The organism is Vibrio sp. MarTm2 (assembly GCF_027587055.1).
Lineage (GTDB): Bacteria > Pseudomonadota > Gammaproteobacteria > Enterobacterales > Vibrionaceae > Vibrio > Vibrio sinaloensis_D.
The window spans coordinates 67,541-92,436 of record NZ_JAPPTK010000007.1; the positions used below are offsets into that span (position 1 = coordinate 67,541).

Consider the following 24,896-nt stretch of genomic DNA (forward strand, 5'->3'; position numbering starts at 1 on the left):
AGAAAGACTCTCTGATGACAGAAGATAACGGAGGCAACAATGTTGAACCGACTGAAAATGATTTCACAAACCGCCATCTGGAGCGTTTTGTTTATCGCTGTACTTATCGCTACGTTTTCATCAAAAGCGCTAGCTGCTGGATTACTCAAGCCCGTTGGCAGCCAATATAAAGATCTTCAGATCGAATCCCATCATGTTGATGTCGCAATTCAGGACGGATACGCAACCACGTCTATAGAACAAACCTTCTTCAATCCCAATGACTCTGAACTGGAAGCCTTGTACTCATTCCCTGTTCCGCAAAACGCCGTTGTGGGCGAGTTTATTTATTGGATCAATGGCTCACCAGTCATTGCCGAGGCGGTCCCTAAAGAAAAAGCCCGTAAGATTTACGATGACCAAAAAGCGCAAGGCAACGCCACAGCACTGACTGAAAAAGATGAATACAAAACCTTTGATATTCGAGTGTATCCAGTTCAGCCGCAGCAGAGCGTGAAGGTAAAACTCGTCTATATGCAAGATGCCTTGTTGGACCATGGCATCGGACGTTATGTCTACCCACTAGAAGAGGGCGGAGTGGATGTCGCTAAAAACAGCTTTTGGACCCGAAACGACAAAGTTGAGCAAGATTTTTCATTCAACGTGACATTACGTTCCGCTTATCCGGTGGATGATGTCAGGCTGCCAGCGCACCCTGCGGAAGTGATTTCTCAGCAAGCGGACGGCGAGCACACCACGTGGAAGGCAAACATCAGTAACCACATTGCCGATGTAGTGCAAGAGGGTGAGTCTATGCAAACCGCTCAGGCTTCAATGAGACTCGATCAGGACGTCGTTTTCTACTGGCGATTACAAGATGGCTTGCCGGGGCGAGTTGATATGGTGGCGTACCGTGACCCAGAGTCATCTAATCGCGGTACGGTCAAACTGACTTTTACTCCCGGTGATGATCTGACTCGCGTAACACAAGGACGCGACTGGGTGTTCGTGCTGGATAAGTCAGGTTCCATGTCTGGCAAGTACTCGACGCTTGTGGAAGGCGTGCGCCAAGGCTTGGGTAAGTTGCCTTCAGAAGACAGATTCCGCGTTGTGATGTTCGACAGTAATACTTATGACTTAACGGGTGGATTTGTTGCGGTCAATCAGTCCAATATCAGCAAAGCGCTGCAAGCTGTCGAGCAGGTAGAGCCGAGTAATGGTACCAACCTTTACGAAGGAATGGCTGCTGCGATTCGTAAACTCGATGATGATCGCCCTACTGGAATTGTCTTAGTGACCGATGGTGTCGCAAACGTGGGGGTAACCGAAAAACGCCGTTTCTTTGAATTGATGGAAAAACATGATGTGCGACTGTTTACTTTCATCATGGGTAACAGTGCCAACACGCCGCTCCTCGTGCCAATGACTAAGTTGTCGAACGGTGTTGCTACCTCCGTATCTAACGCGGACGACATTATCGGTCACCTGATGAGCATGACCAGCAAACTGACACATCAAGCATACCGAAACATCCAGCTTGATATCGATGGCGTGAAAATTAAAGACCTGACGCCAGAGCAGATCAGCAGTCTATACCGTGGTGAACAATTGACGGTGTTTGGCCACTACTTCCAAGGCGGAGAAGCGGACATTAAGTTGACTATGGATATTGGTGGGGAATCCCGTGAGTACCGTACTAAAGTGATGCTGCCGAATACCGCAACTGAACATCCTGAACTTGAAAGAATGTGGGCGCTTTCAGCGATTCGTGACCTGCAGGAGCAGATGGACTATTTGGAGCGAAAAGATCGCGACAAAGAGCAGGCAATTGAAGATATTGCCTTGGAATATGGACTGCTAACAGATTACACATCGCTGCTAGTGGTAGAAGAAGAGATGTTCCAGCAACTGGGTATGGAGCGCAAAAACCAAGCGAGAGTACTGAAAGAACAAAGTGCTCGTGAGGTTAAAAAGAACAATCCAGTGAAACCAACCCGCGCTGACGAGAATCAGCCGACATTTAATCAACCGACACCAAGCTACTCTGGCGGTGGTAGTGGCGGCGGTGGTGGCAGTATAAACCTTGTTGTATTGCTGAGCATGATATTGTTGGTGGCCGGCCGAGGGGTAATAGCTAAAAAGCCGCGCTAATAAATACAGTTCAAACCGGAAAGAGGCTGCGTAATTGCAGCCTCTTGCTTACAGCTTTTTGTTGTGAGACTACGCAATAAATTCGCGACTCTTAGGGTTGTGAGTAGTTTGAGCCTCTTGTCCCTGATGCATCTACTGAAGCCAATCTTTCACTAATTATTGACGTAACTTGTTACATATCGCTGTAGAAATGGGCTTATTTACGTATGGATTTAATGCGATTTATTGCGTAACTCACTGAATGAGAACAAATGTCATTCACCTAATGAGTGGTTACAATTGCGTGCTAGAAAAAAGCTACTTCCATTGGCTAATATTTAATCAACAAGGAGGTGTGTATGAGACGATTCGAGAACATACTTTTTGCCACACAGGGATTGCCGGGGCACAGCGAAGCATTGGGACAAGCGATCAGTATAGCCGCCAGTAATCGCGTTCCGGTTTCAGGACTGATCGCCTGTCCCGATTTTCCAAATACGCTTTCTCAGTATCAACTAAGCTATGAACACTCTCTGCACGAATCACTTCAGCAGAGCGTGAAAAATCTGCGAGAGCAGTACAATGTTTCACCAGAACAGGTGCCATTTCCATTGCGAGTGAAGGGCAGTGAACAACCAGCGGTTTGTATTATCCAAGAGGCGATTGCTCACCACCATGACCTGATCATCAAAGAGGCGGAACCACTCAGTGAAGGGGCTGAAGGTTTTAAAGCGATCGACATGACGCTACTGCGCAAGTGCCCTTGTCCGGTTTGGCTTCATCGCCCGGCATCTAAACCGAGAGATAAAAGGCGCATTGCCGTTGCGGTGGACCCGATGGCGATTGGTGATGAGCAACAAGCACTTTCGCATCGATTGCTGGAACTGTCTCGTTCGATTGCGGACACCTGTGATAGCCGATTACACATTATTTCTTGTTGGGAATATTATTTGGAGAATTACCTCGACAACCATGTTTGGATCCAAGTGGAAGATTCACAGTTGTCGGAAGAGATTTCAAAAGCAAAAACAAAGCACGAACAAGCATTAAAAAGGCTAATTGAGGATTCAGGTATTTCTGGTGAGTTGGTGATTCACCACTTGCATGGCAAACCAGATGATAAAATTCCAGAGTGTGTTAATGACACTGAAATCGATGTTTTGGTTATGGGGACCTTAGCCCGAACTGGTATTTCTGGCTTTGTGATCGGTAATACTGCCGAGAACATTCTTCAATCGATCAATTGCTCCCTAGTCGCCATGAAGCCAGAGGGCTTTGTCTCTCCCATTACGTAACCGAGAGTTCACTTTAGCTGAAAGAGCAACACCAAGGTAGACAGTAGCCCACGGGCTAATAATTATTTACTGGAGGATTGTATGAAGAAACTATGCCCTATTTGTAAAACTGAGATGCTTGAACGATCTAATATTCATGTGTGTCCGAGAAATGACATAGGTGACTGCTCCTATGACGCTCTTAATGCGCTGAATGAAGAGTCGACTTTCTTCTTTGATCAGACTAACACCCATGGCGACCTGCGTTCTTACGTCTCTCCTGACAGTAAGTAGGTCTATCCATTGCGAAATTTATATTGAAATGGATGATGGTGACTTGAGTTTTCAGCGGTCTGCTTCAAAGCCTTCGCATTTTAGGTAATCCGTTCACCTGTCTTGCTCGGATTGTCTTTCTAACACCCAAATCGACAATTGTGGTTGAAGCCTGAAGTATCAGGAGAGGGCGGTCTTTCCGTTGATTCTATGAGTCACCATCCAAGTGTGAACCTAACGAAATGGATGGCGATATTGAATAGCGTAATAGGGAATAAAAACACACAAGGCTCAAAAGATCGCTCGTTGGTTCTTATGATCTTTCCTTTGCTGCCAATGGTCATTTTCGTCTCGCTCATTAGTTGGTATGAGCCGGGAGGTGTAAGTTGGCAAGCGGCTTGGGTTCCGGGTTTAGATGTAAACCTGAGCTTCAAGTTGGATGGCTTGTCTTTCCTATTTGCGTGTTTGATCAGCGGTATCGGAGCGCTCATCCAGATTTATGCACTGGCTTACCTCAAGGGGCATTCGTCTCGATTCTCTTTCCACCTGTACTTAACGCTGTTCATGTTAGCCATGCTAGGTGTTGCCACGAGCGACAATATCCTACTTCTTTTTGTGTTCTGGGAACTCACTACCATCACATCGTATCTTTTGATTGGCTTTAATCATGAGAAAGACAAATCTCGTAAGAATGCATTGCAATCTCTCGTTATCACTGGCGCTGGTGGCTTAGCGTTATTAGCAGGTTTGATACTGCTGGGTGAAATGGCTGGTAGCTATGAGATAAGTACTATCATCGCGCAAAGTGCGCTGATTGCACAACATGAATGGTTTATACCTTCGCTGATTCTGATCTTACTCGGTGCGTTCACCAAATCGGCACAGTTTCCATTCCACTTCTGGTTACCTAATGCCATGGCAGCGCCAACGCCAGTAAGTGCCTATCTTCATTCTGCCACTATGGTGAAGGCTGGGGTGTACTTGCTTGCCCGTGTGTCACCTATCTATTCACACAGCGAGATTTGGTTTTACACGCTCGGTATTTTTGGCGGTTTTACCGCGATATGGTGCGCGCTGCTAGCACTTAAACAAATCGATCTGAAGCTAATGCTGGCATACAGCACCAACGTCGCCTTAGGTAAATTGGTGCTATTGATTGGCATGGGTACTGAGTTAGCAATGATGGCCGCGCTGCTGTTTATCTTGGCGCATTCGTTCTACAAAGCTGCGCTGTTTATGGTGGTGGGTAACATCGATAAAGCGACAGGAACGCGTGATATTCGAATGCTGCATGGTTTGAAAGCAGTCCTTGTACTCAGTGTTATAGCCGCAATGCTTGCCGCCTTGTCGAAATCAGGTGTACCACCGCTACTCGGCTTCTTAAGTAAGGAGTACATGTACAAATCCGGTCTGGAAGTGAGTGTCATCCTAACTACGATATTCCTTCTGGTTAACGTCACCATGGTGGCATTAGCGTTGGCGCTGATCGTTAAACCTTTCTTCGCGACGTATGAAGGTAATCCAACGCCAGCCAAGAAAGTGGAAGCCAGTAAAGGGTTATGGATGCCAGCAATGCTGCTTGCCATAGCCAGTGTGCTTGCGCCGTTATTTGGCTTAGGGTGGATCAACAACAATGTGGTTGTTCCGGGTGTTTTGTCGACCTTGTCTGACTCCGCACCACAAGCAGCCAAGCTTTGGCAGGGCGTGAATCTGCCATTGGCATTGAGCGCATTAACCTTATTACTCGGCTTTGTTTTGTATCGAGTCTACCCAAGGCTGCTAGTTGGCTGGCAGCGTAATGTACCCGTGTTGCCAACGGCAGAATCCGTTTTCGACAACATCATGGCAGGCATGATGCGTTTGGCGAAATGGCAAACGCAGTTATTGCAGCAAAAGCGCTTAAGCCATTATGTGTTGTTGTTCTTTATCGTGCTGGCTGGATTGCTGTTAAGCAGCCCGTTAGTGATCCCACAAGCTCGCTTTGCTGCATTAGCAGACATTAGCTTCTACGAAATCAGCATTGCACTGCTGCTCATTGGTGCTGCCTTAGTCTGCACTTTTACCACGTCTCGTTTGCTGGCGGTCTCTGCCCTTGGTGTGGTGGGTTTTATGACCACCTTAGTCTTTATGCTTTACAGCGCACCAGATGTCGCGAAAACCTTATTGTTGGTAGAAACCTTGATGGTTGTATTTGTGGTGCTCTTGATACGCCACATCCCAGGTCTATTGACGGTGCCGCAACATTCTGTACGTCGAAGATTACTTCACGGGGCGATAGCAGGTGTGATTGGTATGTCGGTGACTGCGTTGTTGATAAACATCACCGCACAACCTTTAGATTCCACTCTGGCTGATTTCTTCGCAGAGAACAGCGTTCCCGGCGGGCATGGGCGCAACATCGTCAATGTGATTTTGGTCGATTTCCGAGCCTTCGATACGTTAGGCGAGGTGATTGTGGTCGTGATGGCGGGTATCGCTGCGGTGAGTTTGTTGAAAACGCACTATCACAAACGCAACCGTATCCGTTCCCTTATCTTTGCGACTACCGCACACATTGTTGCAGCGCTGATGTTGGTGTTCTCACTTTACCTTTTATTACGAGGTCACAACGAACCGGGTGGTGGCTTTATTGGTGCGCTGATCGCTGTAATTGGTTTTGCGCTACTGATGTTTGCAGAATCGCCAAAGTATGTTCGTGACCGCTTGTATTACGCGCCATTTAGCATTGCTCTGTTTGGCATTTTCTTAAGCTTTGTGGCTGGCCTCATGAGCTTTGCCTTCAATTTGCCTTTCTTAACGGGTTTGTGGTGGAAAGACATTCTGCCACTTGGCACACCGCTGATATTCGATGTCGGCATCTATCTAGCCATTATTGGCGGTGTCATGGGGATGTTGTTGCGCGTGAATGAGGAGTTGGACTGATGGAAATACTATGGAGTCTCGTGGTCGGTGGGTTTGTCGCAGCTGGTGTCTATCTCATGCTTGAACGACACATCTTACGCTTACTATTTGGTCTGATCTTGTTGAGCAGTGCGGTGAACATCGCGATTTTCACTGCCGGACGTTTAACCCCCGGACTACCGCCATTGATTGAGGCGAATTCTGTGTTGCCACCGGAAGGTGCGGCAAACCCGCTTCCTCAAGCCTTAATTCTGACAGCGATTGTGATTGGCTTTGGCTTGTTGGTGTTCGCATTAATGCTGTTTTACCGTGCATATTCTGAAGCGGGCTCGGCAGATGTGGATGCGATGCGACGTTCTGAGGAGGATGAATGACAACGATTTGGTTGACGTTACCCGTAGTTGTTTCACTTCTTACCGCTGTCGCCATCTTTTGCGCGAAGCGCAACAAAGCGTTGGGGGATGCGATAAGTGGCACAAGTGCATTGGCAACCTTGGTGATTGCAACATTGTTGACGCACGATGTGATCAACGGCGGTCCACAAGCAGTAGCCTTTGGTCAATGGGCGGCACCATTTGGCATTGTTTTTGTGGCGGATTATCTCGCCGTCGCTATGGTGATGGTGACGGCCATTATTGGTGTCGTGAGCGTGTTCTACGCCATGGGCGATCTGCAAGAAAAGGCGTCTTACGGCACGTTTCATGCGCTAATGCATGTCTTACTGGCTGGCGTGTATGGTGCGTTTCTTACTGGCGACATTTTCAACCTCTACGTGTGGTTCGAGGTGATGTTGATAGCATCGTTTGGCTTGATGATCTTGGACGGGTCAAAGCAACAAGTGGATGGAGCAGTAAAGTATGTGATGCTCAATCTGATTTCGACCTTGGTCTTCTTGCTCGCGATTGGCTTGCTCTATGGTGCAACAGGGACTTTGAACCTCGCGGATTTACACGCCAAAGCCCCACTGATTCCGTCAGACACCAAAACCTTGCTCGCGGTACTGTTCCTATTCGCGTTTGCCATTAAAGCGGCGTTGTTCCCTGTTTTTGCTTGGCTTCCTGCTTCTTACCATACGTTGCCGAGCACGGTTGTCGCACTGTTTGCTGCGTTGCTCACCAAGGTTGGGGTGTACGCATTAATCCGTGTGTTCACCTTGATTTTCCCACTATCAGAAAGCGGTTGGCAGCCAACTTTGATGTGGGTGGCAGGGCTTACGATGTTAACTGGTGTATTGGGGGCAGCGAGTCAGTACGACATTAAAAAGATTCTCTCTTTCCATATCATCAGCCAGATTGGTTACATGATCATGGGATTGGCGATCTACACGCCGCTTGCCATTGCGGGTGCGATTTTCTACATCGTTCACCACATCATAGTGAAAGCAAATTTATTCCTGATTGGCGGCTTTATCGAGCGTAAGTATGGCTCGGGTAATCTGGGGCAATTAGGCGGCGTATACAAAGCCATGCCTTGGCTCGCTTTCTTGTTTCTCATTCCTGCATTCTCTTTAGCGGGGTTTCCACCTCTGTCGGGCTTCTGGGGCAAGTTCCTTGTCATCAAATCTAGCTTGCAAACCGAGTTGTATTGGCTTGCTGGGGCCGCGCTGTTAGTGGGTTTGTTAACGGTGTTCTCGATGACCAAGATCTGGAACGAGGTGTTTTGGAAAAAGCCTCCGCAAACACTCAAAGCGCAGCCAATGAACAAGTACACAAAAGGATTGTATTGCGTGCCAATAGCCACATTGACCACCTTAAGTCTGATTATTGGTTTGGCCGCTGAGCCGTTTTATCAATTTGCGGAACTCGCCGCAGAGCAGTTAATTGAGCCCCAAGCTTACGTAAAAGCGGTTCTAGGAGAGAGTGCGTTGGCTGACAGAGCAATAGTTGACAGCGAAATAGCTGAACGCGTGGCCTTAAATACCTCGGGAGTGAGCCAATGATTTATCTATTTTTGAACTTGTTTCTCGCTCTGGCTTGGATGCTGCTAAACGGCAACTACACCAGTATCGATTTCATTATCGGTTTTATCGTCGGCTTTTTCGCTCTACGTCTTAGCCAGCCGTTTGGGTTGAAGACTAGTTACTTCAGACGTTTTACTGCTTTGGTCGGCCTGTTCCTTTTCTTCTGTTACGAGATGATGATATCGGTAGCCAGAGTTGTTTGGGATGTGGTCACGCCAACCCATTTGAGTGACCCAGATATTGTTTATGTGCCGTTAGATGTCGAGTCAGATTTAGAGATCTCGTTGCTCGCCAACATGGTTTCACTTACGCCGGGAAGCTTGAGCTTAGATGTCACGGCAGATAAGAAGCACATGGTTGTACACGCGATGTTTGCACCCGAGCACGAAAAGGTAATTCGAGAAATCAAAGACGGTTTAGAAAAACGGATTTTGGAGGTGACGCGTGGCTGACGGGTTACAGGTAGGTAGTTGGTTACAGATGAGCATCACGTTCGCTTATATTGGTTTGTTGCTCAGTGTTGTGATGGCATTCATCCGTTTGCTTCTTGGTCCAACCTTAGCCGATAGAGTGATAGCACTTGATCTGATTTCATTCGTAACAGTGGGATTTATTGCCGTTTATACCTTAGATAGTGGGCAGCAATCCTTATTGGATATTGCTATCACGCTCGGCCTAGTGGCATTCCTCGGGACGATTGCGTTTGCAAGGTTGATCTTCAAAAGAAAAGGAGAGGTGTAATGGACATTATCGTAGGAGTTTTACTCTGTCTCGGAACTTTGTTTACGCTCATCGCTAGCCTTGGGATCTTGCGAATGCCTGATCTTTACACGCGAATGCACGCCGCAACCAAAGCAGGCACGGTGGGCTTAGCATCATTGTTATTAGCGGTGGCGATTGCGATACCGGATATCACGGTAATTTCTCGAGTGATTGGCACTATGTTATTTATCTTTATAACCGCCCCGGTAGCGGCACACTTGCTGGGTAAGGCGACGCAGGAAAGTGGTTATCAAATCTGGAGAAACAACAAGTAGCTAAGTAAGTTGGAGATGAGGCGCTCTTCTACGACTTATTAGACACTAGTGTGCTAGAACACGCATTGTCTCGATTCGTGACATTTAGAGTCATGTTAAGAGAGGCTGATTATTATCGCTAACATCCTTGGGCTAAATAGCATAATATACACGCCCTTTACCTAGCACTGAGCCACTTATCGCAATGACAGATAAAACACAGCAAGCGACCTTTGCCGACCTCGGCCTGATTCCAACCTTAGTCGAACGACTTGAGGAGTTGGAGTATCGTCAGCCAACCCCAATTCAATCTTACGCCATTCCTCACGTACTTGAGGGCAAGGATTTTGTTGGTGGCGCCAATACCGGTTCTGGTAAAACTGCTGCGTTTTCGTTGCCTATCCTACAAAAGATTCTCGAGCAAGGTGATTCAAACCGCTCTCGCGGTAACTTCGTTTCACACCTTATTCTTGTCCCAACTCGTGAGCTAGCGTCACAGGTTGCGTACAACGTGAAATCCTACTCGTACCACCTTAGAGATAAGGTAAAAACGGTGGCTGTATTTGGCGGTGTATCGGTGAATCCTCAAATGTTGGCCCTTCGTGGTGGGAGTGACATCATCGTCGCCACGCCAGGTCGATTGCTTGATTTGGTTTCGAGTAATGCCATCAAGTTGGACCAAGTGAAAACGCTTGTTCTCGATGAAGCCGATCGTATGTTGAGCCTTGGGTTTACCGATGAGCTTAACAAGATTCTAGCGCTGCTTCCTGAGAAGAAACAAACACTGTTATTTTCCGCGACCTTTCCTGAAAAGGTGACCACCTTGGCTCAACACTTGTTGAGTGATCCCGTTGAAGTTCAGCTGCAAAGTGCCGAAGCAAGTACCTTGGTACAGCGCGTATTCAGTGTGAACAAAGGTGAGAAAACGGCGGTATTGGCGCATCTAATCAAAAAGCATCAATGGCGACAGACTTTGATTTTCGTGAATGCGAAAAACGCCTGTAATCACTTGGCTCAAAAACTGTCAAAACGTGGGATCACCGCGGAAGTGTTCCACGGCGACAAAGGGCAAGGTGCTCGTACTCGTGTTCTTGATGGCTTTAAGTCGGGTGAGATTCAAGTACTGATTGCGACAGATATTGCAGCGCGCGGTCTCGACATCGAGAAGTTACCCGTGGTGATTAACTTTGATCTTCCGCGCAGTCCTGCTGACTATATGCATCGCATTGGACGAAGCGGTCGTGCAGGCGAAGTCGGTCTTGGTTTGTCTTTGATTGATTATGATGATTATCATCATTTCAAAGTGATCGAAAAGAAGAATAAGTTTCAGCTTGAGCGCGAGCAGGTTGAAGGGTTTGAGGTCGAAGACGATCAAAGTGAAGCTTACTTTCTGCCTATGAAGCCGCGTGCCAAGCCTGAAGGCACAGGCAAAAAGAAGAAGAAAAAGCGCACTGAATAGTTGTAATGTTAGGGAGGTGAGCCGAATTGGTGATTGCTCCCTAAACAGCAAAAGCGCCTTGCTTGATGTACAAGTAAGGCGCTTTTTTGTATCGCGTTATCGACGTGGAGGGCGTCCACGAGGTGAGCGTTTTTTAAATGCTGACGCCGCTTTGGCTTGCGACTTCAAAATGGAGTCTACCGTAAGGTGCATTGGCTCCTTAGGTTCGAGGCCATGAGGAAACGTACGCGCTCTCGGCGGTAAGTTATATTCCTCTGCACTTGCGCGTGGCATGCGTTTAAAACGGTAGAGGTAGAAGTTTTCTAACTTTTCTCGCGCCCAATCGGTTTTCTTCAAATACTTTACGCTGCTTGCAATGGAAGGCTTTGTGTTAAAGCAGTTGAAGCGCATTGCTGTATCTAGAATGTCCCAGCCATAAAAATCCACCAACTCTTGCAACATTGTTTCAAGTTTTAACCCATGCAGCGGGTTGTTTCGTTGCAGTTCGATTCGCTCTTCGTCAGTCATCATTTTTGGCGCCTTACTCATTAAAGGGCGGAGTTTAGCAGAGTCTACCGTTCAGAGGTATTGATAGTTGCTACTCAGTCCCCTGAAGCGAGTGGCATTTGCGTTTTTGGAGGCTCTCAAAAACTTATAGTATTGCCCTATTATGTCGTGCTTCGCTCAATGAGCTTCGCAGGCACCATCATTTTTACCAAGCTGCTGTTTTTGTTGTTGATTTGATCAACGATGATTTTTACGCATTCACGGGCTAAACGGCGGAAGTCTTGTCGGAAAGTCGTCAATTGATAGCTCAGCCATTCCGTTTGAGGGATATTATCGAAGCCAATGACTTTGAGATCTTGTGGAATGGTTAACCCGAATTCAACCCTTGCGATATCCATAACCGCCATTGCAAGGTTATCGGTTGCGCAAAAAACAGCTTGAGGGCGATTCTTGTCAGCCAGCATAGTTCGCACTTTATCAAGTGAACTTGCGTAGTCGTAGCTTGCTTCGATGATGTGCGGTGTTTTACCTGTTAAATCTTCAAACTCTGTGCAGAAGCCACTTTGACGTTCGTCGTTGGTAAAGGTTGGCACTTCACCAGTTAGGTAAACTGCGTTTTTTACCCCACTTTCGTGCAGCAATTGTGCGGCTTGTTGTCCTGCTTCGTAGTTGTCACTAATAACATAACTGCTCTTGGTACCCTCTACGACTCGCGCGTACTGAACAATAGGGATATTGAACTCTCCACACTCTTCGTACAAAGATTTATTAAACGTCGCAGAGGCGGCAATGACGCCATCAACACGATACTGGAAGATATTGGGAATCGAATGATTGTCTTCGTCATCCACTTGCCACGGAATCAATACCGCAGAGTAGCCCTGCTTTTGTAACTCGGTAGAAATGAGCTGGAGGGTTTTCATATGAATAGGGTAGTCGGCGTCGGGAAAGACCAAGCCGATAAGTTTCGATTCATTGGTTGTTAAGCTACGTGCAAATGCATTTGGGCGGTAATTGAGAGCTTTTGCCGCTTCAAATACCTTGGTCTTTGTCTTTTCAGAGACGCTGCTTCCCGGAACAAATACGCGTGACACAGTAGATTGAGAGACACCAGCCAACTTGGCGACGTCTTTGGAGGTGACAGTTTGTTTTTCAGCAGACATGTGTGCAGATTCATACGACGTTAAACTGCGCATAGATTACCATAAATAGGTACGTATTCATCTACATAAATAGTAATCTTTCAGTTAAATAAAGGCTGGAAAAGGTTTTGGTTTTGTCATTTGGGTTAACCCAAAAAGAGAGTAGTGGCCAAAAAACGTGTTTCAACCAAAAAGCCTTACCATAAAGTGAGGCTTGAATGGATGGCGTCTGCGATAAACGCATCAAACGGCGTTCCCGGAACTAGTAACGAATACCCGCGGCGAATTGATCGTCGCTGTTTACAAACTCACTGCCTTCAAACCAATTGGGAGCAAATCGCTTAAACCGAAAGGGCGATCTAAGCGATATTGAGGCGGGTTAACGGCCCGCCTTTCGGACTTACTATAGCGATGGGTTTAGAATGCTTGATGTGCGCTCGAACACATCTAGACCTTGCTGTTTTAGCCAGTATGGTAGGTCGATCAATACCCAGTTCTCAGAAAGCTTGTCACCGTCACGGTAGTAAACGTCAACGACTTGCATGTCTGCACGAACTTCACCGCCAGTCATACCTAGGAAACCACCGATTGGCGTGTTAGATAGGTTTGGCCAGCCGAAGAAACAAGAGAAGTTACCTTCCGCGAAGCGACATACGTGGCCGTTAAACTTCTTGTCTTTTAGGTTGTTGCGGAACGGCAATTGGTGCTGCTGTTGGTAGCGAGGAATAGTGTAAGACGCGCCGATACCACACGGGCCGTACCAGATCATGTCTTTAGACCAGCTCTTCTCTAGTACTTCTGGTGGGCAGCCCATTGCGCCGCTGTCGTTGAGTGCAGATAGGTCATCAACCATCTTGTTCACAAGTGCCAGTGTTGCTACGCCTTCTTCTGGTGCTGCGTCTTCAAACAGTAGGCCATCATGGTTACGAGGCCCAGGGTAGACGAAGTGCTTACCTGTTGACGGCGGTAATGGGTAACAACCCGCTTGATCCATCACACCTAGTAAATCCAGGAATAGGCCAGTCTTAGTGATCTTGCCGTTTTCAACACAGTTAAATTCTGCGTAGCGGATGTTCATGATCTTGCCTGTTGGGCGCATACCTAGGTATTCAGCGTCGAACAGACCCATGAAGTGACCCATGCTCATTACCCAGATTTCACCAGAAGTGACTTCGTTTTCGCCACCGATGAAGATGTCTTGGCGACGCTGCATACGTGTCATTGATTTCATCAGAGGAGACCAGAACACGTCAGCTGCTGCTTGAGCGCCTTCTTGCTCACGGAATGGATAAACACCGCGCCATAGGTAATCTTCAGACGTATGCGCTTTAAGAACTTCAGCTACGTTCTCGTGAGTCGCGTTTTCCATAGCGTCGAAGTAGTTGCGAACAATACGCTTAGCTTCTTGATATTTAGACATAATAAACTCTCTTTAAGTTGCCGAGTCAGCAAGTTTGGAACAGGACTCGAAGTTGTTTTGTATCGCCGACTGACCGTTCAGTCGGCTAAATTGGACTAATTAAGCAGTCGCTGATTGCACTTTCTTGTTCTTGTCGAACACGCCGCCTTTTAGCGTTTCTGGTAGAGATAGCCATAGTAGACCTGCAACGATCCAAACGATCGGAGAGCCCCACATTGCGGTTTGCAGGTCGGTACGTTCTTGAATGAAGATAAGTACCATTGGCGCGAACATGCCGATAATACGACCACCGTGGAATAGCGCGGCACCGAAGCTGCGTAGGTGTGGAGGGAATAGCTCTGAGAAGTAACCACCCCATACCGCAGAAGCCGATAGGCCAAAGTTGTAGATAAGACCAAGTAGAGCCAGCATGTTCAGGCTGCCGATCATCACGTCACTTGGTGCAACAAAGAAGATTGAAACCATGATGCCCGCAAGGATAAAGCCGAATGCGTTGACTTTACGGCCGAATTTATCTGCGATTGCGCCCCATACCCAAGCACCAAATAGCGAACCAAATGCCGAGATAGAGAAGATCAAACCGATAGTTGCGCCATCAAATTGGCGAACTTCTTTTAAGTAAGTGGTCACAAATCCGGAGAAGAATTGGTAACCGTAGAAGTTTAGACCAGCAAGCAATAGACACGTAATCGTGATCATACGGTAAGGCTTGCTAAGCATCTCGCCCCATGAACCCGTTTTCACTTCTTCAGATGAGGATTTCTCTTGCTCTTGCCCTTCTTCACCATAAGCGATCACTTTTTTGTCACTTGGAAGAATGAAAACCATAATGGCTGCAGCAGCAAGAGGCGGCACGCCACCTACCCACATTAGACTTTGCCATGGTGCATCAACACTTGAAATAAAGGCAGCGTAAGCCCCCATAGCCATAAGTGCAACAGAGAACATTGAAGAGGCGAAAGCGGTTAGTTTGCCGCGAACAGTTGGCTTAAATAGGCCGATCATCATACTTACTGCAACTGTGAAGTAACCACCTAATGAGGTACCCACGATGAATCGCATCGCAGCCCATGTTGCATAGTCAGTGAACATCATGTTGATGATGGTCGCGCCACCATTTAATGCTGTGATGACGATAAGTGTGTTCTTTTTACCAAACTTAGTGGCAAACCAAGCACAGGAAAGGGCACCGATAAGAGCACCTAGCGATTGCCAGGTGTAAAACTGGGCAGTGTCCGACAAGCTAATACCATCATATGCTTCAACTATGTATGGGCGTACGTAGTCAATAATTACAAAGTTATAACAATAGAAAAAGTATCCGACTAGTATCGCAAGATACGCAGCTACTCTTTGAATCATAGGAACTTCGCTCATGTGTCTTTTTGCAGTCATGACCGATAAACCTCTATTTATATTGGATTTTAAATGTATAAAGACTAAATAATACGGATCTTTTTTTGATCTAATTTCGTGTCTCTTCGGTGGTAATGATAATTTTATTCCTCGCTAATGATCCGTGATCAAAGTCAATTTTAAAATGAATGCGTACCCATTGTGGTGTTTTTGGTGATCAAGATCCCGATATCGTGGTGTTTGAGCTGATTTGAGCATAAATTTATCTATATTGGTGATAATAATCACAGTTACTGCGTTGTTTTGGAAATGAAAAGCCAGTTTTCAGTAGTATAAAGCCTGATTTAACGCGTCAAGAATAGATCGGAAATCCAAAAATGGTTACGTACTCAAGTTTGGTTGTCATTGCTGCGTATATAGCAATCACCATATTAATTAGCTACTTAGTGAATAAGCGATACCGCGTGGGTGGAGACTTTTCTACGGGTGGCAAGCAGTTTGGGTGGTTTACCGCAGGGGTTTCAATATTAGCAACTTACATTAGTGCGATGACATTTGTGGGCATGCCAGGTTGGGTATATAGCTCTGGTATGGAAGCGATGAGTGTTCATCTCAACTATCCGATTGTGATCTTTTTTACCGTTATCTTCTTTGTTCCGGTTTTCTATAAGTTAGGGTTAACGTCAATTTATGAATATCTTGAACATCGATTTGGCGTTTATGCCCGAACCATCAACTCTATTGTCTTTATCGTGGTGCAGTGTATTTCGGCGGGGGTGATCCTCTATGCGGTTGCGCTTATTTTGGTTCATGTACTGCCCATTAGCATTTCCGAAGCCATCATCTATATCACTATTTTTACAGCCTTCTATACCTATGCGGGTGGTATTTCCACGGTAATTTGGACCGACATGCTGCAGTCTGCGGTTTTAGTTGCTGGTAGCATCGCAATCTTTTTCATCCTATTACTCAATATTAATGCCGCTGAGCATTTGTCGCGTGATCACCTTGATATCATCAACCTAAATTTTGATTTAGGCGTGGATACTACACTCTGGGCTGGGGTGGTTGCGGTGAGTTTTTTACATTTAAGTGTGTATGGAACCAATCAGTTGATCATTCAACGCACGCTAGCAACCAAGTGCGAAAAAACCGCGCAAAAGTCGATGTTGCTGTGTGGTTATGGGGCTTTTTTCATCTACTTGTTTTTTGCCATGATAGGTGTGTTGTTAAGTGTTTTCTATCAAGATCAATCATTTGAAAACAGCAATGAAGTCATCATTGATTTTGTATTCAATCATACCAACCCTATCGTTGTTGGTTTGATCATCTCAGCGTTGGCCGCCGCCGCGATGTCGACACTTGATTCAACCTATAACTCGATGGCGACGGTTGCGACATTCGACTTATACAAACGTTTTGTTCGCAAGAAAGCCGATGCCCAACACTACGAAAATGTGGCGCGTAAAATGAGTTTGCTTGCTGCAGCGTTAGTGGTCGTCCCCGCATTGCTCGCGGTTTCCAATGAATCGGTACTCAAAACCATCGCCAGCTTAACCTCTATTTTTGTTGGTATTCGATTAGGCTCATTCGTGTTAGGTCTGTTTTGGCCGAAAGCAAATGAGAAAGGAGTGATTGCGGGCAGTATTGCAAGCGTCATAGTGGTCTTTATCGCAAGGTATTTGGATATTGCTTGGCCCTGGTTTGCACCCATTGGAACGATCGCATTTCTAGTGTTTGGCGTGCTTGTCAGTCGTCGATGGGGCTCGGTGAGCGCTGAACAACAAATCTTTATCAATAATCAAAAACACCTCTTTGCAAAGCCAACGGCGAGCCACTATGGGTTGTTGGCGTTCGCAGCCGCGACCATCGCAGCTTGTGCGGTTCTTCCTGATTGGCTTTATGCTGCACTGTCTTAATGGGTAAGTTTATGCTGTCTATCTTTAATATTTATAAGATCGGTGTGGGGCCTTCGAGTTCTCACACTAACGGACCAATGATTGCGGGATACCATTTCACGCGCTTAATTGAATCTAGCTTGGAAAAAGTGGCTCGTATTCAAGTGGATCTCTATGGCTCGCTTTCACTCACTGGAATTGGCCACCATACGGATCGTGCGACAATTCTGGGGTTGCTAGGTAATCAGCCAGATACGATCAAAATCGCGTCGGCTAACCGAGCGATGCGTAAAGCAGTTGATGAAAAGATATTGTCGGTCGATGGCCGCCATGACATCGAGTTCAACTACAAAACGGATATGCTCTTTCACCAAGACAACTTACCTCTGCATGAAAATGGTATGACGATTACCGCGTTCGATGCACAAGGTGAACAAATTGGATTTGAAACCTATTACTCGATTGGTGGTGGCTTCATCGCAACGGTGGATGAAATGCAAAATGGCAGTTCGACTGCTCCAGTAGAGGTTCAGTTCCCATTCTCTAGTGCAGACGCAATGCTGGCGCAAGCAGAGAAGAACGGCATGAGCTTAGGCGGCATGATCCTGCAAAACGAACTAGCGTTTCAGGATATGGATGCCATTAATCAACGTGCAGAACAGATCTGGTGTGTCATGACTCGCTGTATGGAGCGTGGTTTCGAGACAGAAGGGATTTTGGAAGGTGGCTTGAACGTGACCCGCCGCGCGCCAAACTTGCTGAAGAAGCTTGAAGCAAATGCAGCAATCGAAAACGATCCAATGGAAATCATGGATTGGATTAACCTGTTTGCTTTTGCGGTAAGTGAAGAAAATGCAGCGGGCGGACAAGTGGTTACGTCGCCAACCAATGGTGCGGCAGGTGTGATTCCTGCGGTATTGATGTACTACCATCGCTTCATCAAACCGCTTGATACTAAACAGCTCAAAGACTTCCTTGCTGTATCCGGTGCTATTGGCATTTTGTACAAAACTAATGCGTCTATCTCGGGGGCCGAAGTGGGTTGTCAGGGTGAAGTTGGTGTATCTTCCTCTATGGCAGCCGCTGGCTTGACCGCGCTACGTGGTGGTAGCAACGAGCAAATTTGTATTGCGGCTGAGATTGCCATGGAGCACTCACTGGGGATGACGTGCGATCCTATTGGTGGTTTGGTTCAAGTGCCGTGTATTGAGCGCAATGCCATGGGGGCAATGAAAGCGATCAATGCTTCTCGCATGGCATTAAAGCGTAATAGTAAATGTTTGATCTCGTTGGATAAGGTGATTGAAACCATGTACCAAACGGGCAAAGACATGAACAAGAAGTATCGGGAGACCTCATTGGGAGGGTTAGCGCTCATTCACCTTTCTCCGCCGTGTGAGTAGTCTTTCACTACTTTACGGGATTGGCTCGGTGCGCTTGAATTGTTTTAAACTAATTGGCTTCACATTTAACTTTAAGCTTATTTGGCGAAATATGATCCTTCTACCTACACTAAAGTACTAACAGTAAAGAAAAAGCAAATTACTCTATCGTTTCGTGCTAGTAGGAGAAAGTGTTGTGACAATGGAATCCAGCACCGCACTCGTCATTGATGATCAACCGGTAGTAAGACATACACTATCACTGTGCTTAAACAACTTGGGTATCGGCCAAGTCGTGCAAGCGCAAGATGGCCAAGAAGCGAAAAGCAAGTATGTAGACTATGAGTTTGACGTTATTTTTTGCGATCTAGACATGCCGGTCGAAGATGGTTTTGAAGTGCTCCGTTTTTTAGGTGAGCAAGAATATCAAGGTTCAGTGATTATCATCAGTAGTCAAGAGCAAGAGGTGTTAGCATCAACGTCGAATCTTGCCAGATTGTATGATCTTAACATTATAGGCTGCGTTGAAAAACCGATCACTTTTCCTACCGTCCAGTGCCTTTTCAATACTATTCAGAAACGCGCCTCAAAAAAAAGTACTACTAAGAATTTGCCTGTGTTGAGCGAAAGTGATCTCCAGGCTGCTCTTCAACATGGGCGTCTTGAAGCCTATTATCAGCCCCAACTTTCTCTTAGTAGTAAAAAAGTGAAAGGTCTAGAGATATTAGCTAGGCTGTTTGACCATGATGGAACCTTAATTTTCCCCGACCGATTTATTCCCACGGCAGAACAATCACACACGTTGATACTGACAATGACAAAGCAGATCATTGAGTCGGCGTTGCAAGAAATATCAAACCTGTTTGAACACCTTTCTACACTCACATTTGCGTTCAATATCTCCGGTAAAGTATTAGAAGATCGCGATTTTCCCAAGTGGTTGAATCGTATCGCAAGCCAATACCAAATTCCTCATGAACAGATTGTTTGTGAGTTAACAGAGACCGCAATCAGTACCGACCAGACCACCATAGACGCGCAAATGTTGAGATTGCGAATTATGCGATTCAAGCTCTCAATCGATGATTTTGGTACGGGTTACTCTTCGATCGCTAAGTTGCATACCATTCCTTTCAACGAGTTGAAAATAGATAAAAGCTTTGTCGTCGATTGTTTGTCTAACACCAAATCTGCTGCCATTGTCCAGCAGAGCATCAAAATGGCAAAGGCGATGGATATTGAAGTTGTCGCGGAAGGGGTAGAAACCGAAGACGTTGAAGCGTTTCTAATTGGTTCAGGCTGTGGGATTGGACAGGGTTACTTGTACGCCAAGCCGATGCCACTCGATTCTGTCATAGAGCTGATTAAGCAAGGCAGAAACCATAAAGAGAAAAGCGAATGAAGTTTTCCATCAAATTGCCACTGCTGTTTTTGAGTTTAAGTCTCGTTATGCTTGGCGTAGTGACGGTCGTTTCCCTAAAAGCGAGAGATCTTCAGCAAGATAAAATGTTGCTCAATATAGAGCGAGAGGCCACCTTGTTGATCAGACTAATAGAACGCAATTTGTTTGAGCGATACCACGACGTTCAAGCCTTTCGCTTGTCATTGGGAAGAGTTGACGAGGGAAAGCTCAAATTCATCACCTCAAGCCCTAAGTTTGCTTCTAGCCTCAACGACTTTGTCAGCAATTACAAAGTGTATCGACGCATTATGGTTTTCGATCTTGATGGAGAACTATTGGCATTTAGCACCAAGAATTCGTTTGGTAAAACGCTTTCTAGCTCTCAAGCTTCGGCCGAAAAAGTAGCCAATAGTGATTGGTTTCAAGAAGCCATTTCCGGCGTAACCTTAGCACCTGAACAACCTGATAGTAGCTACGTTATTGGTCCTAAGCGTTTCCTCATTGACGATAAACCAAACTCTTTTGATATGGTTTTTGCATCGCTGATTTTTGACCATCAAGGCCGTAAAGCTGGCTTGTGGGTCAACGTCGTTGATTTTTCAGCGGTCGAATCGATTGTCGCAGAAACGTATGAGCTGCTATCCAATCGAGGCTTTGTGAGCTCAGAGCTAACGATCTTAGACAAAGAAGGTCGCATCATTGTTGATTATGACCCAGTGGGGCAAAGTAAAGCGCGGTACTCGCGTGATTTTAATGTGCTCAGTCAGTTGAACTTGGCGACAAACGGTGTGGAAGGGGCGCGACTTGCGGTAGCGGGTCGAAGCGGGTCGAACATATCTATGCATTTTCGAAAGCAGATTGAGCAAGTGACAGGATATGCACATACCAGAGGTGCTTACGATTACCCAGGACTTGGTTGGTCTGCATTGATTCGAGTCTCGGTCGATGAAGCATTCGCTGAGTCCAATTTGTTATTCAAAACCACGCTATTTCTGTCAGTGATACTGCTGGCGTTGATTTTGTTAGTGTCATTCTATTTAGGGAGAAAGATTGCGCGTCCGCTCAGTGAGCTGTCATTGGCAATAAAGAGCCTGGCGAATGGAGAGAAAGACGTCGTTTTGCCGGCGGTAAAAGGTCAAGACGAAATCGCCGTTATGGTCTCGGAGCTTGATAACCTAAAAGATATCGTAATAGAGCGAGCGCAACTGAGCGTAGAGACTGACGAGCAGCGCTCTATGCTTGATATTCAAAATAAAGCCATCGACTCGACCACATCGGGTATTGTGGTGAGTGACGCAACTCAGCCGGACCTTCCCATCATTTTTGCCAACAAAGCGTTTGAAATGCAAACCGGGTACAGCCGACAAGAGGTGTTAGGGAAAAACTGTCGATTTTTGCAAAATGACGACCGAGACCAAAAAGGGATAGATCAACTGCGTGAAGCGATTGCAAATCAAACCTCCTGCTCGGTAGTTATTAGAAACTATCGTAAAGATGGCACCTTGTTCTATAACAACTTGAAGATTGACCCTGTTTTCAATGAACAAGGGGAGATGACCCACTTTATTGGTATCCAAACCGATGTTACTGAAATGAAGCGTCGTGAGGCAGAAAATACGACCAAGTTGGAGCAAGAGATAGCTCGCCGAACCGAAGAAGTGAGAGAGTCTGAGACTCGTCTCCGTACCGTGTTTGATACGGCATTGGACGGTACGGTTGTGATCGATGACAAAGGAATCATCATTGATGTAAACCGTTCGACAGAACTGATTTTTGGTCGTGATAGGGATGAGTTAATTGGTGAGAATGTTGCTATTTTGATGCCGGCGAAGTTTGCCAATAAGCATGACGAGTACATTCAAAGCTTCATGAGAACGGGTGACAAAAAGCTCATTGGTCAGCCAAGACAAGTTGAAGGGCTGCATAAGTCTGGCCGTGTATTCCCTATTGAAGTCTCCGTTGGCGAAGCGAAAGTAGGCGATACTCAAGTATTCGTCGGCGTCGTGAAAGATATTACGGTACAGGAAGAAACGAAAGCGAGGGAAACCCTACTTCAGAACGAGTTATTTGAGAGAGAACTGGTGTACCGAGCGGCGTTTAGCCAAGCAGCAGTCGGGATATGTCGGGTTGCGTTGGATGGTCGCTTTATCGAAGTGAATGACAAAATGTGTCAGATCTTTGGCTACAGCGAGGAAGCGCTGTTATCAATGCACTTTGGTGATGTCACTCATCCCGATGATATGACTCAGAGCCAACGAATGGTTGATGAATTAATTGAGGGAAGAAAACGCTCATTTACGATAGATAAGCGATACCTCAATAAATCGGGTGATACTTTTTGGGCAACGCTATCGGTATCTGCTGTGGTCAGCGAGGACGAGCAACCCAAGTATTTTGTCGCGGTCGTGGAGGACATTACTAAGCGTAAGAATATAGAAAAAGAGTTACGTTCAGCCAAGACTGCTAGAGATGGGTTACTCCGCGGAATGCGATTGGCTTCAGATGCTGGAGGAATCTGCAATTGGGCATTGAATGTGGATACTGGTGACCTGAAGTGGGACGACAGCATGTATACCTTATACGGCATTGAGCGCGATAAGCCCCTTCACTATGAAGACTGGGAACGATCACTGCACCCGGGTGACTTTTACTACGCGACAAATACCTTTAAGGAGTCGCTGGAAAGCAAAGAGGTGTTCAATGCAGAGTTTAGAATTATCAATCAAAAGACGAATCAAACTCGATGGGTTAAGGCGGCGGGTGATGTTGTCTTCGACAAGGAGACAGGCGATAAAATGGTGTTCGGTATTAACTTGGACATCACTGATGAAAAAGACTCACAAGCGGCGCTAGAACGCGAGACACTTTCAGCAAAACAAGCCAACGAAGCAAAATCTCGGTTCCTTGCCACTATGAGTCATGAAATTCGAACGCCAATGAATGGCGTCATTGGGATGGTTGACTTGCTCAGAGAAACCAACTTGAGTCGAGATCAAGTTAATATGGTGAGCACCATCCGAGACTCATCGTTCTCTTTACTCGAGATAATCAATGACATTCTCGACTTTTCGAAGATTGAATCGGGGCAAATGGAATTAGATTTAACGGATGTCAACATACTTAACTTAGTCGAAAAGACGCTGGAAGCACTTTGGGTGAATGCCCATCAAAAAGATGTCGGGCTTTACCTAGAGGTGGAGGATAATTTACCCGAATCGCTCATTCTAGATCCTGTCCGCACCCGCCAAGTGCTGCTTAATTTGCTCGGCAATGCCATTAAATTTACGGCCAGTCACGAGCAGCAAGGGTACGTGAAAGTGTTGGTCGGCTATGCAGAGGGAGAACTGCACATAGCGGTGGCAGACAATGGTGTCGGCATGACTCAAGATCAACTTGAGCGCCTGTTTAAGCCGTTTACTCAGGCTGATACCTCTACCACTCGTAAGTTTGGAGGTACCGGTTTAGGGCTGAGTATCAGCAAATCCTTTGTCGAGCTTATGGGCGGTGAAATTAGCGTCACGAGTGAGCATCATCGCGGTAGTCAGTTTGCCTTTACCATCCCAGCTGAAGTGTCGAACTCTGATTGTCAATTTGACCGTTTTGATTTGTCGGATTTTGCTATTGTACTCAATATCAGTGATAGGTACTTACGCGACTCAACCGAAAAGGTGCTTGCGCAGCTGAGTCCGAAGCAGATCATCGATTCGGTTGTAAACGATTCGATATTAACGTCTTCTAAAACCATTGTTGTCGGTGACGACCTTGTTCATGCCGAGATGAATGATAGATACCGATGCTTGGTTCTAGATGACAATCCAGCTTCCACAAAAGGGTATGCAGAGCCGAATAAGGTGGTTGTCGGCGCCCACCCTTTAAAACCAACCGAACTTATGTACGGCTTAGCGGTACTTTCTGGCAACGAAAGCCCCGACTTTGATTGGTCCGACAGTTTGTATGGTGATGTTGGTTCTCATCAATTTGAAGTCAACGAACCCGCAGAGGACATCGTGATATTGTGCGCGGAAGATCAACCAACAAACCGCTTGGTGCTGAGTCAGCAGTTGACCAAATTAGGTTATCAATTTGAGATGACGGAAAACGGTCAGCAGGCTTTAGAACGTTGGATTGACGGCGATTTCGCCATGTTGCTGACAGACTGCCATATGCCCGAAATGGATGGCTTCGAACTGACATCGGAAATACGTCGCATTGAGTCTGAAATGGGTTTAGATCGTACAACGATTGTAGCGATAACGGCAAATGCACTTGTTGGCGAAGCGGAGCACTGCTTGGAAGCTGGAATGGATGACTACATATCGAAGCCAGTAGAGATAGCTAAACTTAACAAGGTACTCTCACTTCGGCTTAGAGGGCGAGCACTGCGAGATAAGCAACAAAGCGGCGATGACACCCTGAGTAGTAGTTTCGCAGAGTCAAATGCCGATACAGCACTGATTGATTATGACCATCTCGCTAATGTGATTGGCAGTGAGGATATGGAGATGAAACGTGCTGTGTTGTCGATGTTTTGGAACAGTGTGAGTCAGGATGTCATAAAGCTAGAAGAGGCTATTGAAGCCAATGAGCTCGATGAGGTGAGAAGCCTTGCACACGGGGCGAAAGGCGCGTCCACATCGAGTGGAGCTAAAAAGCTTGGAGGCTTGTTCAGAGAAATTGAAAAAGGCTACAACAAGCGAGAAGACGCCCGTGAGCTTCTTGTCGAAGTGAAGACGATGATGGAAGAGATCGAAGCTCAGCTCAAAGCAGACAATATTATTTAATCCACGAATCTGGGCTTATTGAAAAAGAGTATCTAAA

At 46.3% G+C, this 24,896-nt stretch carries 18 protein-coding genes; 14 read left to right on the top strand and 4 right to left on the bottom strand.

The window, feature by feature from the left end; all coding sequences use genetic code 11:
- The first annotated feature begins 39 nt into the window (after positions 1-39).
- From OH458_RS14380 to OH458_RS14425, 10 genes are all read left to right on the top strand, one after another.
- Complete coding sequence (locus OH458_RS14380; protein ID WP_269978818.1) at positions 40-2,130, top strand: VIT and vWA domain-containing protein; 2,091 nt, start codon at positions 40-42, stop codon at positions 2,128-2,130.
- A gap of 338 nt (positions 2,131-2,468) precedes the next feature.
- Positions 2,469-3,404: a universal stress protein gene (locus OH458_RS14385; protein ID WP_269978819.1), complete on the top strand. Its 936-nt coding sequence runs from the start codon at positions 2,469-2,471 to the stop codon at positions 3,402-3,404.
- Positions 3,405-3,485: 81 nt separating this feature from the next.
- Positions 3,486-3,677, top strand: coding sequence for a hypothetical protein (locus OH458_RS14390; protein WP_269978820.1), 192 nt, complete (start codon positions 3,486-3,488; stop codon positions 3,675-3,677).
- Between the two features lie 294 nt (positions 3,678-3,971).
- Positions 3,972-6,578, top strand: coding sequence for a hydrogen gas-evolving membrane-bound hydrogenase subunit E (mbhE, locus tag OH458_RS14395; protein WP_269978899.1), 2,607 nt, complete (start codon positions 3,972-3,974; stop codon positions 6,576-6,578).
- Positions 6,578-6,931 carry a Na+/H+ antiporter subunit C gene (locus OH458_RS14400; protein ID WP_269978821.1) on the top strand — a complete coding sequence of 118 codons (354 nt, stop codon included), beginning with the start codon at positions 6,578-6,580 and terminating at the stop codon, positions 6,929-6,931. The genes mbhE and OH458_RS14400 overlap by 1 nt, the downstream gene beginning before the upstream one ends.
- Positions 6,928-8,496 carry a proton-conducting transporter transmembrane domain-containing protein gene (locus OH458_RS14405; protein WP_269978822.1) on the top strand — a complete coding sequence of 523 codons (1,569 nt, stop codon included), beginning with the start codon at positions 6,928-6,930 and terminating at the stop codon, positions 8,494-8,496. The genes OH458_RS14400 and OH458_RS14405 overlap by 4 nt, the downstream gene beginning before the upstream one ends.
- Positions 8,493-8,969: a Na+/H+ antiporter subunit E gene (locus OH458_RS14410; RefSeq protein WP_269978823.1), complete on the top strand. Its 477-nt coding sequence runs from the start codon at positions 8,493-8,495 to the stop codon at positions 8,967-8,969. The genes OH458_RS14405 and OH458_RS14410 overlap by 4 nt, the downstream gene beginning before the upstream one ends.
- Before the next feature lie 28 nt (positions 8,970-8,997).
- Positions 8,998-9,258, top strand: a complete 261-nt coding sequence (locus tag OH458_RS14415) for a cation:proton antiporter (protein WP_269978900.1) — start codon at positions 8,998-9,000, stop codon at positions 9,256-9,258.
- Complete coding sequence (gene mnhG, locus OH458_RS14420; protein WP_043887229.1) at positions 9,258-9,554, top strand: monovalent cation/H(+) antiporter subunit G; 297 nt, start codon at positions 9,258-9,260, stop codon at positions 9,552-9,554. Before OH458_RS14415 ends, mnhG begins: the two co-directional genes overlap by 1 nt.
- A 184-nt stretch (positions 9,555-9,738) precedes the next feature.
- On the top strand, positions 9,739-10,992 hold the full coding sequence (locus OH458_RS14425; protein WP_269978824.1) for a DEAD/DEAH box helicase: 1,254 nt from the start codon (positions 9,739-9,741) through the stop codon (positions 10,990-10,992).
- Between the two features lie 96 nt (positions 10,993-11,088).
- On the opposite strand, the gene OH458_RS14430 is transcribed toward OH458_RS14425, so the two are convergent.
- From OH458_RS14430 to OH458_RS14445, 4 genes are all read right to left on the bottom strand, one after another.
- Positions 11,089-11,502: a VF530 family DNA-binding protein gene (locus tag OH458_RS14430; protein WP_038136300.1), complete on the bottom strand. Its 414-nt coding sequence runs from the start codon at positions 11,500-11,502 to the stop codon at positions 11,089-11,091.
- A 137-nt stretch (positions 11,503-11,639) separates the two neighbouring features.
- On the bottom strand, positions 11,640-12,641 hold the full coding sequence (locus OH458_RS14435; RefSeq protein ID WP_269978901.1) for a LacI family DNA-binding transcriptional regulator: 1,002 nt from the start codon (positions 12,639-12,641) through the stop codon (positions 11,640-11,642).
- 382 nt (positions 12,642-13,023) lie between these two features.
- Positions 13,024-14,040 (bottom strand): nuclear transport factor 2 family protein, encoded by a 1,017-nt coding sequence (locus OH458_RS14440; protein ID WP_005474666.1) that lies wholly within the window; start codon positions 14,038-14,040, stop codon positions 13,024-13,026.
- Positions 14,041-14,139: 99 nt separating this feature from the next.
- Entirely contained in the window at positions 14,140-15,435 is a 1,296-nt protein-coding gene (locus tag OH458_RS14445) for an MFS transporter (protein WP_269978825.1), read from the bottom strand.
- Positions 15,436-15,773: 338 nt separating this feature from the next.
- Between OH458_RS14445 and OH458_RS14450 the strand changes: the two genes are divergently transcribed.
- The 4 genes from OH458_RS14450 to OH458_RS14465 all read left to right on the top strand — a co-directional run bounded on the left by OH458_RS14450 (position 15,774) and on the right by OH458_RS14465 (position 24,859).
- A complete protein-coding gene (locus OH458_RS14450; protein ID WP_269978826.1) occupies positions 15,774-17,315 on the top strand; it encodes a sodium:solute symporter in 1,542 nt (513 codons plus the stop codon).
- Between the two features lie 11 nt (positions 17,316-17,326).
- A complete protein-coding gene (locus OH458_RS14455) occupies positions 17,327-18,697 on the top strand; it encodes an L-serine ammonia-lyase (protein ID WP_269978827.1) in 1,371 nt (456 codons plus the stop codon).
- Between the two features lie 181 nt (positions 18,698-18,878).
- On the top strand, positions 18,879-20,078 hold the full coding sequence (locus OH458_RS14460) for an EAL domain-containing response regulator (RefSeq protein WP_269978902.1): 1,200 nt from the start codon (positions 18,879-18,881) through the stop codon (positions 20,076-20,078).
- Complete coding sequence (locus tag OH458_RS14465) at positions 20,075-24,859, top strand: PAS domain S-box protein (protein ID WP_269978828.1); 4,785 nt, start codon at positions 20,075-20,077, stop codon at positions 24,857-24,859. The genes OH458_RS14460 and OH458_RS14465 overlap by 4 nt, the downstream gene beginning before the upstream one ends.
- Positions 24,860-24,896: the final 37 nt, after the last annotated feature.